We start from the raw sequence: 15,948 nt of genomic DNA on the forward strand, positions 1-15,948 counted from the left end.
CAACCAACGCTGTTCTGAGTATAAAACCAATCAAAGCAGTGGCATATTTGTCCGGTCAAACTGAAACCTGCTAATCTGCGTAGGAAGCCCCATCAAAACCACAGGGTTACTCTATGTCAGCGTCTAAATCTCATTCAGCGTCATTAAATACGACTTCAGGTACGTCATCAGTCCCGTCCATCGCCATTATCGGTGCAGGCCTTGCGGGCTGTACCTTAGCTCACCAACTGGCAGAAGCCGGCTGCAGGGTAGATCTGTTTGAGAAAAGCAGAGGCACCGGCGGTCGGCTTGCCAGCTGCAGAGTCGGGGAAGAAACCGCTGACCTTGGCGCCAACTGGCTGGAATGGGAGGCAAAACCTTCTGCCCATCACTTGCCGTTTCAGGACTGGCTCTCCAAACAAGAGGCTGAAGGGCACCTGCATCTCTGGCAACCGATTACTCAGAATTTCCAACGAGAAGCTCAACCCGACCGAAAACGCTATGTAGGGAACAACCGTCTGAGCGCACTAACCCGCTCCTTGATCAACCACAACAACATCACACTTCACAGCGGGATTCGTGTCGAATCGGTTAAACCCCGGATGAGTAACGGTCGTAGCAGCCTGCTGCTGACGGATACCGCACACCATGCTCTTGGAACATTTGATCAGGTTGTTGTGGCAACACCAGCCCCTCAGGCTGTCCCGCTACTTAAAGCAGAACCTGCGCTGCAAGCATTAGCACAGAAGGTTCAGCCTGATGCTTGCTGGACTCTGGTGCTGGGCTTTGAAACACCCCTAAGCACACCGATAGAACTCTTTGAAGGCGAACACCCTGTTCTGCGTCGTGTCGTGCGGGATAGCCGTAAACCCGGACGTCACCTTGCAGAAGATATCTGGGTAATTCAGGCCAAAGCAGACTGGAGCCTGCAGATGGTGGATGATGAGAAAGAGCATGTACAGAAAGCACTGGAACATGCCTTCCATCAGTTGATGCAGTCCCAGCCGGTTGCGGACAGCGCCCGCTGCCATCGCTGGCTGTACAGCACCTGTACCAGCCTGAATCTGGATTCCGGCTTCCTTCATGATCCTCAAACCGGACTTTCCGTTTGTGGTGACTGGTTAGCGGGGTTCGGCTTTGAGGCCAGTTGGCAGTCTGCCATGGCATTAAGCCACACCCTTCTCAGTGGTCTGAATAAATAATCACTCTGATGCATGACTGCTCTTACCAGCTTTTCTGCCAGCTCCAGCGTACTCTGGGATCTGTCATCAGATACCAGAGTTCAGTAATGGGGGGTGCTACAGTGGTAATCAGCCCCATCAGAAGGCTAAACATCAGGATGGTATTACCTATATTTTGGTAGTCGAACAACTTAAAAGCAGTGCCAAAGGAGCGCTTAATACGGGCATTGGTCAGATCCACGCTGTAGCACTCATCCAGCAACAGGTGAATCAGATAGCCTATCAACAAACTGATACCCATCAGCCAACTGACATCTTCCGATAAATCTACGGCCTGATAAGCCAGAAAGGCGGTAAAAACCGCAAACAGGCAGCCAGCCAACAACGAATGGAAAATCCCCCTGTGCACGGTAAAGCGGGCAAAAACATACCAGATACCATAACGTACCGCGATAAAACTGGTAGCCCCTGCCAGCCAAAGCCCTGCGAGGGGCACTTTATCGGCCAAAGCCACCACCGAAAGTACGGCAGCAATCCCTCCCAATATTGAAAATAGTGCCCGCACCACATTGGAGTGATCAGAATCGATGTCCGGTAAAATGCCACCAATCATCACCAGACACCACCCGGCAATCGCTTCATTCAGCGACATCAGGCCAGTAACGAGTGCACCAGATAAAACAAAACCACCACCCAGAGCCGCCCCGCCAAGATGGGTTTGAAAATTTGCCATAAATCACACCCGGAAAAATAATAGAAATAACAGCATCAACTAATAGGCAAAGTAAGTAAAAACAAAAACTTAGCGCTTAAAAGCATAGCGATTACTGGAAATAAAACCAGTAATAAATCCAATCGTTTTCTGAAAATCTGAGACAGGAACCCAGTGATCCGAGTGATCAAATAGAGGTGACCGGGTCACTTAAAGCGAAGTGAGGAAACATAAAAAAGAGTACAGAACCTGAGCTTTAATAAGCCCAGCCCTGATGAAAAAGCAAAGCGGTCAGGCGGGTTTAACGTGCAGTTCGAACAGATCCGGGTCCAGCCAGATATTAGCCTGTTTTACTTTTTTATAGCGCAGATCAACAGAAAGCAGCTGCTTTAACTGTTTGCGGTCATCTGCCGATGCATTACAGCCTGTTATCACCTTTTTGACCAAACCTGGAGGAAAGTTAAACAGAAAAAATTCCTGATTACTGGTATTGGCTACTTTATCTGCTGCTTCCTTAGGTCGAACCAGACGCACTTCCTGTTCAAAGCTCCAGCCTTCGCCCCGATAGAACAGAGAAGGAAAAGGCTGCACCCGGGCTTTCACCGAAGGCCGCTCATTGGAATAGGTAACAGGACGCAACACTTGTGGCTGCTCTTTGTGTTTCGGATGCATAAAGTAGCTGTGGCCGCCATCCAGCTCAATAACAAAACCTTTATAGTTATCACAATAGCGTTCCCACAATACCGGATTGTCCGGCGCTTTAAAAAAACGACAAAGTGCTAAGGATTGCAGCTTTTTCGGGTCTGGCAATTTTTTGACTTTCGGTTGCTGGCGTTGTCGCATCTGCTTTTCAATGGCCGGGCGCTTTTTAGCGGCTTGTTCACAGAAATACTCCTCTGTCACCAACGCCTGCATGTGCTTTGGCAGTGCTGAGTACTGACGGCGCAGCTCTGCCTGAAAATCTTCATTACTGATCGGAGTCTGATCCGGCGCCTTGCGTACAGACGGGCGGTTAATCTCAAATGGGTCCTGGCGCTCCACAGCTCCGCTAAAGTGCAGGCGATTATTGCGCAGTACATCAAGATGGCGGAAAGAAAGGTAGAGATAAAGCTTCATAGCGTGTTGTCGTCCCGGAGATACTAAGTCAGAGTGCCATCAGACTCAGCCCGATGGACAAGCCAGATCATAACACTCTGTCAGCGCTTTCGGGATACGTCGGGCTTTGCCATTGCTCATATAGGTGCAGACGTAATGACTGTAGGCTTTGAAGAGTGTCTTGCCATCGCGGATGCGCTTGAGTTCAAAGCGGCGGAAGACACTGATGCGGTTATGACACTCAAGCCAGGTTGCCATAATCAGCTCATCACCTTCATGGGCGGGAGCGACATAATCCAGCTCATGCCGGTGTACCACCATGGCAACATCCCAAGCGCCATAACGCTCAAGGGTGATGCCCAACTGATGGAGATGTGCCCAACCCGCTTCTTCCAGCCACTTCAGGTAGACCGCATTATTGACGTGCCCGTAGTGATCGATGGCATCTGACGTTACGTTGATGGGCAAAAGAAAGGGATGTTGCTGCCCCTGTTCCGGCACCAGCCAGTTCAGTACTCCCACACAATCGACCACTCCGTTATCCACAACCTCTTGCCCAGCAGTCGGTGTGGATAACCTGTTCTTATGGCCTCGGGTATCAGTCACGGAAAACGCGAACCACCAGAGATTTCAGATAAGCGGTCTCCGGAATCGCCGGATGCACCGGATGATCCGCCCCCTGGTGTCCCTGCTCAAGAATCTGAGCCTGACGATCCACATGGCGAGAGGTACTGCGTACGATATCGATCAGGCGATCATAAGCCAGATGCATCGAACAGGAAGCCGAGATCAGAATGGCATCTTTCTCCAGCAGGCGCATCGCCAGCTGATTGATACGCTGATAGGCCAGCTCACCATTTTTGATATCTTTGCGGCGTTTGATAAAGGCGGGTGGGTCGAGCACGATCACATCAAAACGCTCACCTTCCTGAATCAGCTGTTTCAGCGCTTCAAAAGCATCCCCCAGCATGGTTTCAACTTTGTCGCTGACACCGTTCAGACTGGCGTTTTTCTCCACTTCATCTAATGCCGTTTCTGAGGCATCAACACAAAGTACAGAACTTGCGCCAGCCGCTGCGGCCTGCACACCCCAACCACCCACATAACTGAACAGATCCAGTACTTTTTTGCCTTTGCAGTAGTGCTGCAGACGGGCACGATTCATACGGTGATCGTAGAACCAACCAGTTTTCTGGCCACTTAGAATCGGCACATGGAATTTAACGCCGTTCTCTTCCAGATAAACCTCATCCGGCAGAGTGCCACGGGCAACACGGGTTTCTTCTACCAAGCCTTCCAGCTTGCGCATGCCGCCATCATTGCGCAACACAATCGCCTGGGGCTTAAGCACTTTCTCCAACGCATCCAGAATATCGTCTTCCAGCACCTGCATACCGGCAGTATTCAGCTGTACCGAAAGCACATCACCAAAACGATCCACCACCAGACCCGGTAACAGATCACTTTCACCGTAAACCAGACGATAATGAGGCGTCGGGAACGCTAGTTCACGCAGACCTAAAGCAATTTTGAGACGATGCACAAGCAAGGACTTGTCCAGCACCTGTTCAGGGTTCTGGCTGATCATACGGGCACAGATCAGGGTCTGCGGATTGATATACGCGGTTCCCAACACCTTGCCGTTATAGCCCTCAACAATAACCTGCTGACCAGAGGTGTAGTTACGCAGTGGAGAAATATTGGTATCCACCTCGTTACTGTACAGCCAAATATGGCCGGCACGGATACGGCGCTCGGCATTTTTACGCAGACGCAGGGTGGCTAAAGGGCTTGCTGACATGGTGTTTTTCTCACTGACACAGGGATTGAGATATCGGGTATCGATTGTAGGCGCGCATTATAACCAAAACAGGGAGGGTTTCCCCTGCCTGTTTTACCCTGCTCTCCGCCGGAAGCGAAAAAATCAGACTTATTGAGCGTCTGATTTATCCGCAAAAGCACCAGCTTTTCGCTCGCAAAGTGCGGCAAAGCGCTCGCAGGACTCATCATCTGCAAAAGCAGCCAAAGGAACCCAGATATAATTTACGCCACGGTATAACAGAAAGCCCCTAGGCGTACGAACCACTTTAGAGATATCACCCCAGCCAAACTGGCCTTCTGTTTTATCGCCGGTTTTTGCGCTGACACCGTCATCATCAATCAGCAGACTGATCTGCTGATCTTTCTGGTCGCTTTTCTGAAAGCGGTTTAGCAGCAGTTTTCTGTGCATACGACCGCGAATCAGAAACCAGTAAACCGCCAGTACCAGTGCCATAGAGTCTGCAGGCTGGAAACCACGCTCAAACATCATAAATACGCTCAGCAGAATCAGAGCACCAACCACAAGAGTGACGATCTTATCTTTCGTATTCGCCGCGCCAAGCTTGGTGTGCTCATCGCTGGCTTCCAGATAAACCTGCTCACTCCACAGGTATTTAATTTCAATGGCGGACATGACGTCTCCTGTCAAAAATTTCATGGGATAATTAACGGCTATCTGACTGTATTTAGTGTTCGAGGTTCATTTCTTACACCATCGCAACAGGTCGGTCATCAGGCCAGATGTACCTGAGCATTACGCGGCAGCCCATCCCGCTCACCCAGCGCCTGCCGCAGCAGCTGTTTCTTCACCGAGGGTGTATTATTTACCAGGCTCATACCCGTATTGCGCAACCAGCGCAGAGGCAGTGGCACCGGGCCATACAGTCGTTTGAAACCTTCCATCAGCGCCATCATTTTCAGGTTGTCCGGCATACGTCGACGCTGATATTTGCCCAGCGTCTGCTCAATACCCAGCGGTTGTTTGCGCTGCCAAGCAGCGGTCAGCTCTTCCACCAGCGTTGCAGCATCCAGCAAGCCAAGATTTACACCCTGTCCCGCAAGAGGGTGAATGGTGTGGGCGGCATCGCCGGCCAGCACTAGCCCCGGCTGCCAGTAGCGTTTGGCGTGACGTTGGCGCAGCGGGAAACTGTAGCGCGGATCACAGCTGATCACCCGGCCTAGTTTATGCTCAAAATGCAGCGACAACTCAGAGCAAAAATCCGTCGCATCCAGAGACATTAGACGAGCAGATTCCTCCGGTGTGGTCGACCAGACGATAGAGCAATAATGATCATCCCCTGAAACGGTCACCGGCAACAAGGCTAAAGGCCCGGTTGGCATAAAGCGCTGCCAGCAGGTGCCGCCATGGGGTTGCTCTGATTTAATCGTGGAGACAATGGCTTCGTGGCCATAATCCCACTCACGGGTTTCAAAACCACCCCACTCACGCAGGCAGGACCGGGCTCCGTCTGCAGCAACAATCAACCCTGCCTGTAACACCCGGCCATCCTGAAGATAAACCTGACGCTGAACATCGCCGGGCTTTGCTTTATTTTCCAACCCTGGGCTGATGCCTTCAATTCGTATTCCGCAGTGCCAGTGGATATTATCGTAGGATTTACTCTGGGCAACGAGGGCGGTCTGGGTAACGCTGTTCTCAACGATATGACCGATATTTTCTGCAAAAACATCATCACAGTTGAACTCGATATGTCCGGTGCCATCTGCTTCCCAGACTTTCATCTGCTGGTAAGACGTCACCCGTTTTTGCTGCATACAATGCCATACGTTCAGGCTATCCAAAAACAGGCGGGAGGCTTCGGTTAGTGCACTGACACGGGGATCCACGCTCTCAGGGTTCCAGAAGGGTTCCTGATCCGCGGCTTCCAGAATTGCGATCTTCATTCCCGTTGCGGCGACACCACAGGCGATGGCAGCGCCAACCATACCCCCACCAACAATAATCAGATCGTATAGCTGCAGATTGTCTGCTGCACAGGCTTGCGTTTGGCGATCGATCATCAGACTTCTCCTGACGGTGTTGTTATGGGGTTATGATAAGCAGCATTCTGTTCTGGCTCAGGGGCCTCAAGCGGCTCGGTAAGTGGATAGAGTCGCACGGAGGAGCCACCAATCCCCATCGCCTGACGGGCAAACCAGCGTTTGGCTGGTTTCAGTCGATCCAGTAGCATCAGGCCTCCGGCTCTCAAATGTCCCAGCACCGGATTAGCATTGGCGAACAGGCGTATCAGACCATCACTGAAGCCGATCACGGCATCCTGATCCGACTCCCGGCGCTGCTGATAACGCTGCAGAGTTGAAAGGCTACCCAGTGCTTCACCCTGATTCGCCGCCTCATTCAGCACTCCAGCCAGCTCAGCAACACCTCTTAACGCCAGGTTATAGCCCTGCCCCGCCACCGGGTGCATATAGTGGGCTGCATTTCCCAAAACAGCCAAGCCGGGACGCACCTGTTCAGTGGCACGAATCAGTGTCAGCGGATACTGGTGCCGCGCTCCAATACGTTCGATATCCCCCAGGCGCGGGCCAAACAGTTGTAACAGCTTGCGCTTGAAATCTGCCTCTGAAAGCTCGCTCACCTCATCCATCTGCTCAGCAGACACCGTCCAAACCAGTGCGACATCTTTTGCCTCCGGTAAGGGCAGCCAAGCCATAGGCCCGTCTGCGGTAAAGCGCTCAAATGCCCAGTTTTCATGGGGCTGGCTCATGGTGAGGTTACAGACAATGGCACACTGGTCATATGGGCGGACATGGTCGACAATATTCAGCTGTTGCTTTAGCCCCGATTGGCCACCGTCTGCCAAAACCACAAGCCCAGCCTCTATCTGATGCTCGCTACCGTCATCACTACGGCTTAGGGTCAGCCGGTGCTTCTCGGCATTAATGTCAAAGCCGGTCACTTTAAACGGGCAGAACCATTCAACATGCTGCGCCTGCTTAACACCGCTGAGTAGTATCTGCCCCAGGGCGATATTCGGTGCGACATAGCCCAGCGCATCCACATGATGATCTGCCGCATTCAACCGGGTAGCTCCCAGATGGCCTTTGTCAGAAACATGGATTTTTCGGATTGGTGCCACATGGGGTTCCAGCTGCTGCCAGAGTCCGATCTGCTCATAGATATGCCGTGTTCCCCAGGAGAGCGCCGTTGAGCGGGCATCGTAACTGGTTTTGATATCGGTGGGTGTCGCATCAGCGTCTGCTGGGCTATGGGAAGCAGCTACAGCCTCAACCACAGCAATCGACCAGTTATGCTCACGGGCAAAACCTTCCAGTGCGCAGGCGAGACTCGCTCCCACTAAACCACCACCGATAATGGCAATATCGTAGGCGGGTATCTGACGGGCTTCCTGGGAAGCTGAAACGGCTGTTGTCACCGGTTGTCTCCTGTATATGACCTGTTTCGGGTCGTATTCGCTATACGGCCAGCCCAACGCCCTGACCGGTCATAAGTGCTTCAATTTCTGCAATATTTTTTGGCACACCCGAGGTAATCACCTCAGGGCCTGATTCAGTAACGATAACGTTATCTTCAATACGGATGCCAATTCCGCGCCAGTGCGCGTCTACAGTGTCATCGTCATGGGCAACGTAAAGCCCAGGCTCGACGGTCAGCACCATACCCGCCTCAAGCGGCCGTGACTGACCATCAATCTTGTAGCGCCCTGCATCATGCACATCAATCCCGAGCCAATGACTGGTACCATGCATAAAGAAACGACGATAGCTTTCCGATTCGATCACTTCATCCAACGTTCCGGTCAGAAGCCCTAGGTCCAGCAGCCCCTGGCAGAGTACATTCAGGGCAGCGCGGTGTGGTGCATGACAATCCAGACCCACTTGCACCTGATCAATGGCGGCATACTGAGCCTCGAGAACAACCTGATAGAGCGCAGCCTGCTCCGGGTTAAACTTGCCGGAAATCGGGAATGTCCGGGTAATATCTGCGGCATAATGCTCCAGCTCACAGCCGGCATCAACCAGAACCAAATCTCCCGCCTGCAGAGGCTGACTATTTTCCACATAATGCAGAATGCAGGCATTGGCACCACCACCGACAATGGTGTTATAAGCCGGGGCACGGCTTCCTGACCGCATAAAGTGATAGAGGTATTCAGCTTCCAGCTGGTACTCCATCATGCCCGGTTCGCATACACGCATCGCTCTGCTATGGGCCTCAGCAGAGATATCTGCTGCCACTCGCATCACCTCAAGCTCAGCGTCACTTTTAAACAAGCGCATCTCGTGGATCAACGGCAACAGATTATGCTGTTGCTCCGGTGCGATTGCCCCCATACGGGCCTTCTGACGCAACTGCTGACACCCGTCATTGATACGGCGGCTCAGTGCATCATCGCCCTGCATCGGATAAAACAGGTGTTGCGCACCGTTAAGCAGCTCTGGCAACCGGGTATCCAGCTGACCCAGTGTGTAAGCCTCGCTTATTCCGTAATCTTTTTTTGCCGCATCCTGGCCAATACGAAAGCCGGTCCAGACTTCCTGTGCCCTGTCTTTTGGCAACGAAAACAGATGACTGTCGCCATCCTGATGGCCCGGAGTCAAAATCAGCCAGGCATCTTCTTCAGCAAAGCCCGTCAGGTAGTAAAAATCACTATTCTGGCGAAAGGCGTAATCGGCATCGTTATTGCGATAACGTATTTCGGCCCCCGGCAAAACCGCAACACTGCCTTCCGGCAGCTGATCCATCAGGCGCTGCCGTCTTTGAGCATACTCTTCAGCGGGAATAGCATACGTTTCCTTTGCAGCAGTGATATTGCGGTTTATCAAAGCTTTTTCAGTCAGGCTGGCTCCAGCCTGGGGCAGCTTCTGCCGGGTACTGCTTACTTGCGTCATATCGACTCCTGTTATTCAACGTCTGAGATCAGCTGCTCTCTGGACTTAATGTGCGGCACGTTATCAATACGGTGACAGTAACTAAACGGTGTAATACCAGCGAAGACTATAAAATCTATTGCAGTGTCTTCGCTTCCTGAGCAGCCTCATCTAGTTGAGGAGCCGTTGGGTTACACTCCGTATAAAGCATCATGGCCGTCATACGGACGTATTCACTGACAGCAAACAGATCCTTTTCATTTTGCTCATCATCGTCCAATGGCTCGCTCATTTCTGCAATCTGCTCCAGATCCTGCAGGGCTTCTTTCAGGTCTGTAGACAGCTTACCTTCCTTAAAGGTCTGGTTATCACCAAGCGCCGAAAGGAATCCTTCACACCACTCCAGCAACGTTTGCATGCGTTCATTCAGCGAGAAGTCTTCATCGGCAATCAGTAACTTAAAGCCCAGATCCTGATCTTTAATACCTGCTTCCGTTTGTTCAAGCAATTCAGCCAGTTCTACTTTAGACTCATCGCTATCCAGTTCAGCCACATCCATAAACTGCATCGCCTGACGTAACCAGGTGTCCAGGTCCGGTATCTGTCCGGCACAAAGCTGACCGCAGAGATCGCCATGCAGCTCGGCTGGAGCATGCAAACAACCGTGGCGTAAAAACAGATCACTGATTCGGGCAAAAACGGGTTGTTGAATTTCGGTTTGCTGTTGAACATCTGTCATAGGGGGGCCTTTCTCCGGCAAGTACTTTAATAAAAAATCAGTAAATCCGGCCCCAATAACAGAGAACCGGTTCACGAATCACTGGATTACAGTCTATTTTGACGAGAAAAAGCTCATTTGTCAGGAAGTTAGTATTCATTCACGTCAATTGACCAGTTACAATCGCAGATCTATAGTACGGGTATCCTCAGCTAAAGATAATTTTATGGACACTGACGATTTAGATCAGTTGGAAAAACAGATACATGAGCTGCTTTTAATTTGCGTTGATCTGCGCAAGGAGAATGAGCGACTCAAAAATACGGTTAGCCAACAGACCACAGAACTGGAAGCCCTGACGCAAGAGCGTCAGGCCACGGAAGAGAAAGTCAGTTATCTTTTAACCCGCTTAGGGCCATCGGAGCCACAAGATGAGTGAAACACAGAGCAGTCAAACCGTCGAAGTTAAAATTCTCGAACGTAGTTATGTGGTCGGCTGCCCCGATGATAAACAGAACGACCTGATCAACTCGGCCAAATATCTTGATCGCAAAATGCGTGAGATTCGCGATAGCGGTAAAGTGATCGGCACAGAGCGTATTGCTATTATGGCAGCCCTGAATATCGCCTATGAGATGTTGCACGACTCTCGGGAAGGCGACGACTCACAGGAACAGGTTCAGCGTATTAATGAAAAGCTCTCCGCCGCCATTCAGGCTCTTCGCCAGGATGATAAAGATAGCAACGCCGCCTGATTTTTTTTATTGCCTGCGTTATACTCTTTCCCTGATTCCTGGGGTGTTCGCCAGCTGTTAACGTCCTCGAGCCTAATTACAAACCCAGGGAATCATCCGTGAGTACCCGTGTGCATGTCCGCGCGACGGAAAGCCTTAGGTACTTCGATGATTACCCACCTTGAACCTAATTGGTTCAAGGGCAACGGCAGCAGCGGCACTCTGGGGCTTTATCACCCTCTCTTTCCAAAATTTCCCCAAGCCTATTCCGGTCTGACGATGACAGCGACCTCTTCACCATCACCCGATATGTCACCTGAATCCCTGACACTGAGCCGAACTCAGCTTCGTCGCGAGATGCGTCAACGACGCCGCGCCCTGAGTGTTGTTGAACAGAAAAAAGCAGCGGCACGCCTGAAAGCCCAGGTACTGGCACTGCCGGAATTTCTGCAGGCAAAACGAATTGCACTCTATCTGCCTAATGATGGCGAGATCGACCCGACACAACTGATTGAACAGGCACGGAAAATGGGCAAGGTTTGTTACCTGCCGGTACTGCAACCTTTGGTAGAAAACCGCCTGTGGTTTGTTCGCTTTGATCATAAAACACCGATGACCCATAACCGATTCGGAATCCCGGAGCCAAAACTGAAGGGTTTTGCGGATAAAAAACGCAACCGCTGCCGACCGGAAGACCTAGATCTGGTGCTATTCCCTCTGGTCGCATTTGATGAGCAGGGCGGGCGTATGGGTATGGGAGGTGGCTTTTATGACCGCACCTTTGCCTTCACCCGCCACAGAAAGTTTGCCAAACCAGCGGTGATAGGCTTAGCTCACGAATGCCAGAAAGCTGATGATTTGCCCATTGCTGACTGGGATATTCCGCTACAGGCTATCGCAAGTGATCAAGGTGTTTATCGGGCGTAACAACTCATAAACGCTCCTTTTAAGGCTTTGCCGAATACTCTAAAAGCTCATCAGCAGGCATAGGACGGGCAAACCAGTAGCCCTGATAACATGGGCAGCCCAACTCTCTCAGAAAGTTATACTGAGCCTCGGTTTCTACACCTTCAGCCACCAGGTCAAGCCCAAGGCTAAGCCCCATCTGTAAAATCGCTTTCACCAGCTGAGCGTCTTTCTCATCATTTACCAGATCCTGGACAAACTCCTGTGCGATCTTAATCTGATCAATTTTCAGTTTTTTCAGATAACCCAGAGATGAATACCCTGTTCCAAAATCATCGATGGAGCAGCACACTCCCAGCTTTTCCAGATGCCGCAGAGTTGTATTCAGGTCCTGGCCCGACTTAAGAAAAACGCCCTCAGTTATTTCTATCCAAAGAAGTCCTTTGGCAGCAGGGTATTTTGCCAGCATAAACTCGATTTGACTGACAAAATCAGGATGAGCGAAATGGCGTGAGCTGATATTGACAGATACTTTACAGTGAGCGAGCGATGTATCCTGCCAGAGCTGCATCTGATAACACGCCTTTTCAAGTACCGCCATGCCGATATCAATAATAATCGTACTCTCCTCAGCAATGCAGATAAAAGAGCCGGGGCCGATCAAACCCTCGTCCGGGTGCTGCCAACGGATAAGAGCCTCACAACCAATCATCACGCCATTGCTGTCGTGCTGAGGCTGATAAAATAGCCTGAACTGGTCTTCTTCCAGCGCAATCCGAATCGATTTTTCCAGTTCAAGCCGGTGCATGACTTCAACCTGCATACCAGGCTCATAGAAAGCGAAAGCAGCCTTGCCAGCACTTTTAGCCCGATACATGGCTGTATCCGCCTGTTGAATATACCCTTCCGCTTCGACATCCGGTTGAGGCAGGTAGGTAATGCCGATACTGGCGCTAACTTTATGGCGATGCCCTTTCAGGTCAAACGGCTCTTCCAGTACCTGCAGAATACGCTCTGCCACATGGGCGGCCTGGTCCATAACAAAATCGGCGGAGTCTACATCACCGGGTAACAGAAAAAGAAACTCATCTCCCCCAAAGCGGCTGAAAATATCTTCCGCTCTTAAGGTAGCACTCAACCGTTCAGCAACCGCCTTAAGCAACTCATCCCCCATCTCATGGCCGAGGGAGTCATTCAGCATCTTAAAGTCATCCAGATCCATAAACATCAGAGCACTAAAGTCATTATGACGTCCACAGTGCATCAGCTGATGGCGCAGAGACTCCATAAAGAGATCACGGTTCGGAAGCTCCGTTATAGAGTCATAGTAAGCCAGATAACGAATTCGCTCCTCACTGGCTTTTTTATCCGTAATATCCAGGAATGCCGCAACATAGTGTGTGGTTCCTCCCTGCCCAAGAGTATCAACGGCAGTAATCGTCACCAGCTCTGGGAAGATAGAGCCATCCTTACGCTTATTCCAGATCTCTCCATGCCAGTGCCCCTGCAGAATCAGAGACTGCCAAAGCTTGCGATAAAAATTATTACCGTGCCGCCCAGACTTGAGAATACTGATCTTGCAACCCAAAACCTCATCACTGCGATACCCCGTAATCTGGCAGAATGCTGAGTTAACCCGCTGAATCACAGTATCTGCGTCAGTAATCACAATCGACTCATGGGTTTCAAAGGTGATAGCGGCAAGCTCCAGCGCCTGAGCAGAGCGACGCTGCTCTGTGATATCCCGAGCAACAATGGATAGAAAATGATTGCTGGAAGCATTGCTCCCCCCCATCAGTACACGCTCTCCCTTAAGGGACAGATGGCACTGATCAGAGCCGTTTTCACTACGAAGCGTACATTCAATATCAAGACGCTGGCCTCTTAAGGCGGCATCCAGAGCCTGCTCAACGACAGAGACCTGAGCAGGTATCACCTGCTGTAAAAAAAGCGCATCGCTGGCAATATGAACGCCGGGGTCCAACCCCAAAAGCCGGTAAAACTCATTTGACCACTGGTGCGGACGACCGTTATGTGCCCACTCCCAGCTCCCCATCTGAGCAATACGCTGAGACTCTGCCAGCAACTCGTTACTCTTTTGCAGCTCACGGGTTCGTATATGAACCTGCCGGGAAACTTCTGCAGTACGACCGGCCTGTACCAACAGAACACCGCCCAGCACAGCAGATACAAAAAAGCCGCCAGTCAGGACAAAATATAAGCCCCAGGAGTACCCCATTAGCTGCCGGGAGGCCCACTGTTCCATCACCCAAACATCAGCACCAACCTGAATCTCCGAACGGTATGCCAGCTTATCTCTCCTTTCATTAGAGAAACCATCGCTCAAATAATAGGGCTGATCCTCCAGGCCTTTCGGGTAGAGTTTTACACCGTTCTGCTGAAGCTCGTGTCGCCTGAGAACTTCATTCACCAGGTCTGCCATACGAACTACTGCAACGACATAACCTGCCAGAGCATCAAGGCGTTCGCCTTCACTATCCGGTGTACTCCTGCTGTGAAAAGCAGGCAAAAAAATCAGGGCTCCTTCCTGCTCACCATTCTCCTGGACCAGGTGAATAGGTGCAGTTGCGCTGGGTAACCCTGATTGAACCGCTTTCTCCAGAGCCTCTCTGCGTAAGGGATTGGACAAGACATCAAAGCCCAATGCCGCCTGGTTAACATCAAAAGGCTCAATCAGAGTTACAACCACGTAGCTATCTCGGTTTTCAGCTCGAACCAGCCCATAAACCGGGTGCCGCTCCTGGATCATAAAAGGTACATTGCCATACACATTACGCATATGAAGCACAAATTCATCCCGCTCATGGCCTTTTAGATAGATATTCCAGGAAAGGCCATGCAGGCTGCCCTGACGCTGTAGCATCTCATTAGCAAAGCGCTCAAAGTCTGCTGGCGACAGGTCAAAGTCAGAATAAATAAAGCCTCTGAGGTTATAAAGTTGGCTGATATGAGCATCCAGCTCTGTCTGAATAGCTAAGGCAAAAGCCCGGGCCTGGCCCTCGAAACGGTTTTTCTGGGTCTCTTCTTCTTTTTCCAGTCCCTGCCGGTACATAAGAATGGTAAAAAAGATAATCAGTACTAAAGGAAGACCTACAGATAGGCGCTGGGCACGCCAATAGCGACGAGGTAAAGCAAACGCCAGAAACATTAAAGGTGTAAAGACAATCACCCCGATCGTATCGCCAACCCACCAGGTCAACCAGTTGATCTGCGCCCCTTCCAGGGCCATTACACCGGAACTGACCAGATATCCCACACAGAAGGTGGCACTCACCAGGCAGGCAACAGGCCCGGCGAGAAGCAAGAACCGGATAATGTCACCAGCCTTATTAAGCCGCGAGGGGTAGCCTACATAGCGGCGAACCAGAAAAGCCCCAAACAACGCCTGAGCAGCCGATGCACTGGCGATCCAGGCCATAGAAAGCACACTGCCCAACGATGGCAGCGCCAGCCCGTGCTGATTGAGAATATTAACCAGGAAAGATGCCAGCCAAACACCAACAACCCCCGGGGATCGCCAGATCAGAGTAGAGGCGAGCGCCACACCTGATGGTGGCCATATAGCCGTTGCATAACCCGGAGGAATAGCCAACTGCAGACCTAAAAAGCCTGCAATAATATTGACTGAGAGAACCAGTAAAACAACCAAAAAAAAGTGCTGCACGGGCGATCCTTAGAAAAGCGTCAGAATTCCAGCCGATATTGCATTCCTACAGAAGCAGGCAATCATATCCCTCTTTCCTCTGATTCAGATTAGCAGGTTGCAAACAAAAAACCCCACGACATTAGTGTGGGGTTTTGAGTCGGCAGCATCCGGTAAGGATGTCACTGATAAGGCTTCACGTCAGGCAAGTCTGGTCATCCACAGGAGGATGACTTGCAACAAACAATCAGAGCAATCCCTGCGCATAGCTTGTCACCACGACC

14 protein-coding genes and 1 other RNA gene are annotated in these 15,948 nt (G+C 51.1%); 5 read left to right on the forward strand and 10 right to left on the reverse strand.

Going from position 1 to position 15,948, the window contains the following annotated elements:
- The first annotated feature begins 113 nt into the window (after window positions 1-113).
- Window positions 114-1,181, forward strand: coding sequence for an NAD(P)/FAD-dependent oxidoreductase (locus ACN0R8_RS05110; protein ID WP_417595729.1), 1,068 nt, complete (start codon window positions 114-116; stop codon window positions 1,179-1,181).
- A gap of 22 nt (window positions 1,182-1,203) precedes the next feature.
- Here ACN0R8_RS05110 and ACN0R8_RS05115 read toward each other — a convergent pair whose 3' ends face one another.
- The 9 genes from ACN0R8_RS05115 to ACN0R8_RS05155 form a co-directional block, all read right to left on the reverse strand.
- A complete protein-coding gene (locus ACN0R8_RS05115; protein WP_417595731.1) occupies window positions 1,204-1,893 on the reverse strand; it encodes a metal-dependent hydrolase in 690 nt (229 codons plus the stop codon).
- A 270-nt stretch (window positions 1,894-2,163) separates the two neighbouring features.
- A complete protein-coding gene (locus ACN0R8_RS05120; protein WP_417595733.1) occupies window positions 2,164-2,988 on the reverse strand; it encodes a hypothetical protein in 825 nt (274 codons plus the stop codon).
- Window positions 2,989-3,033: 45 nt separating this feature from the next.
- Complete coding sequence (locus tag ACN0R8_RS05125; protein WP_417595735.1) at window positions 3,034-3,573, reverse strand: acyl-CoA thioesterase; 540 nt, start codon at window positions 3,571-3,573, stop codon at window positions 3,034-3,036.
- Window positions 3,566-4,768, reverse strand: a complete 1,203-nt coding sequence (locus tag ACN0R8_RS05130; RefSeq protein WP_417595737.1) for a class I SAM-dependent rRNA methyltransferase — start codon at window positions 4,766-4,768, stop codon at window positions 3,566-3,568. Before ACN0R8_RS05130 ends, ACN0R8_RS05125 begins: the two co-directional genes overlap by 8 nt.
- Before the next feature lie 129 nt (window positions 4,769-4,897).
- Window positions 4,898-5,422, reverse strand: a complete 525-nt coding sequence (locus ACN0R8_RS05135) for a YcxB family protein (RefSeq protein WP_417595738.1) — start codon at window positions 5,420-5,422, stop codon at window positions 4,898-4,900.
- A 98-nt stretch (window positions 5,423-5,520) separates the two neighbouring features.
- Complete coding sequence (locus ACN0R8_RS05140) at window positions 5,521-6,810, reverse strand: FAD-dependent monooxygenase (RefSeq protein WP_417595740.1); 1,290 nt, start codon at window positions 6,808-6,810, stop codon at window positions 5,521-5,523.
- Window positions 6,810-8,186 carry a 2-octaprenyl-6-methoxyphenyl hydroxylase gene (ubiH, locus tag ACN0R8_RS05145; RefSeq protein WP_417595742.1) on the reverse strand — a complete coding sequence of 459 codons (1,377 nt, stop codon included), beginning with the start codon at window positions 8,184-8,186 and terminating at the stop codon, window positions 6,810-6,812. Before ubiH ends, ACN0R8_RS05140 begins: the two co-directional genes overlap by 1 nt.
- 40 nt (window positions 8,187-8,226) lie before the next feature.
- Entirely contained in the window at window positions 8,227-9,663 is a 1,437-nt protein-coding gene (gene pepP / locus ACN0R8_RS05150; RefSeq protein ID WP_417595744.1) for a Xaa-Pro aminopeptidase, read from the reverse strand.
- A gap of 115 nt (window positions 9,664-9,778) precedes the next feature.
- A complete protein-coding gene (locus ACN0R8_RS05155; RefSeq protein WP_417595746.1) occupies window positions 9,779-10,381 on the reverse strand; it encodes a UPF0149 family protein in 603 nt (200 codons plus the stop codon).
- A 205-nt stretch (window positions 10,382-10,586) separates the two neighbouring features.
- Here ACN0R8_RS05155 and zapB point away from each other — a divergent pair, with 205 nt between their 5' ends.
- The 4 genes from zapB (at window position 10,587) to ACN0R8_RS05175 (ending at window position 12,021) form a co-directional block, all read left to right on the forward strand.
- On the forward strand, window positions 10,587-10,799 hold the full coding sequence (zapB, locus tag ACN0R8_RS05160) for a cell division protein ZapB (RefSeq protein ID WP_078319563.1): 213 nt from the start codon (window positions 10,587-10,589) through the stop codon (window positions 10,797-10,799).
- Window positions 10,792-11,115 (forward strand): cell division protein ZapA, encoded by a 324-nt coding sequence (locus ACN0R8_RS05165; protein WP_417595748.1) that lies wholly within the window; start codon window positions 10,792-10,794, stop codon window positions 11,113-11,115. The genes zapB and ACN0R8_RS05165 overlap by 8 nt, the downstream gene beginning before the upstream one ends.
- Before the next feature lie 32 nt (window positions 11,116-11,147).
- A non-coding RNA gene (gene ssrS, locus ACN0R8_RS05170) (6S RNA) lies at window positions 11,148-11,327 on the forward strand.
- Between the two features lie 46 nt (window positions 11,328-11,373).
- Window positions 11,374-12,021 (forward strand): 5-formyltetrahydrofolate cyclo-ligase, encoded by a 648-nt coding sequence (locus ACN0R8_RS05175; protein ID WP_417595750.1) that lies wholly within the window; start codon window positions 11,374-11,376, stop codon window positions 12,019-12,021.
- 19 nt (window positions 12,022-12,040) lie between these two features.
- On the opposite strand, the gene ACN0R8_RS05180 is transcribed toward ACN0R8_RS05175, so the two are convergent.
- Complete coding sequence (locus tag ACN0R8_RS05180; protein WP_417595752.1) at window positions 12,041-15,685, reverse strand: EAL domain-containing protein; 3,645 nt, start codon at window positions 15,683-15,685, stop codon at window positions 12,041-12,043.
- Window positions 15,686-15,948: the final 263 nt, after the last annotated feature.

Source organism: Oceanospirillum sp. (assembly GCF_048265165.1).
Classification (GTDB): Bacteria; Pseudomonadota; Gammaproteobacteria; order Pseudomonadales; family Halomonadaceae; genus Oceanospirillum.